A 1,038-nucleotide genomic window follows, 5' to 3' on the forward strand; every position below is an offset into this window, starting at 1 on the left:
AAAGCGGAATGTTCTTCCGGGAGCAGGCGGGATTGCGAGCGCCGGTCAAAACCGGCTGCTGTTAACGGCTGGAACGAGTCTGGAACGAATCAGCGACGAATCGCTGACTCGCCCTGATTCAGGTTTTGTTCACGGCTATATGTGGATTTTTTGACGACGAGTCGCACCACATGCTGAATCGGGAAATTGGCCCGATTCATGCCTAGCCTCCGTTGGAGCCGGGCTGTCGTTAACCTTTGCCGGTGAACGATCGCGGTCTACTCGGGGTGTGTCGTCAAGGTTATGAAATTGTTGAATTTTCTTAATCGATTTTAACGATTTCAGCGACGCTCGGGCCGTCCGCCGTTAACTTTTTGGCCAAAGCCGGAACGAATCGGCGACGAATCAGCGATCCGGCGATTTTCCCGGTTTGTTCACCCCTAGATATGGTGTTATCCACAGCTTGCCCACCGAGGATTCACAGGTTGCGAGGGCAGTTGCGCACAAGGGACGGCTGCTGTCGTTAATCTTTGCGTGCCGAATTGAGGCAAGGTGTCGCGCCGAGCTTTGCCGAGAGGGCAAAAAAGGCGGCTCCGTTGCCGGAGCCGCCCTGGCCTTATTGGGCATCAAGCGAAGTATTGGCCGCCATTGGCAGTAATGGTCGATCCGGTGATGAAGCCGGCCTCGTCGGAAGCCAGGAAGACGACGCAGCGCGCGATCTCTTCCGGTTCGCCGAGGCGGCCAACCGGGATCTGCGGGATGATGCGCTCGTTGAGCACCTTCTCGTCGATCGCCTTGACCATCTCGGTCGCGATATAGCCGGGGCAGATGACGTTGACGGTAATGCCCGCGCGCGCGCCTTCCTGGGCAAGAGCCTTCGAGAAGCCGATGTCGCCGGCCTTCGACGCCGAATAATTGGCCTGGCCGGCCTGGCCCTTCTGGCCGTTGATCGAGGAAATGGTGATGACGCGGCCGAACTTGCGGTCGCGCATGCCGCTCCACAAAGGATGCGTCATGTTGAAGACGCCGGAAAGGTTGGTGTCGATGACTTCCTTCCAC

Annotated in this window: 1 protein-coding gene; it reads right to left on the reverse strand. The window is 58.0% G+C overall.

Annotated elements, in window-relative coordinates:
- Positions 1–605: 605 nt before the first annotated feature.
- A partial coding sequence (locus EOD07_RS35570; RefSeq protein ID WP_127238448.1) for an SDR family oxidoreductase occupies positions 606–1,038 on the reverse strand: 433 nt, incomplete at its 5' end.

The organism is Mesorhizobium sp. M2C.T.Ca.TU.002.02.1.1, from assembly GCF_003997225.1.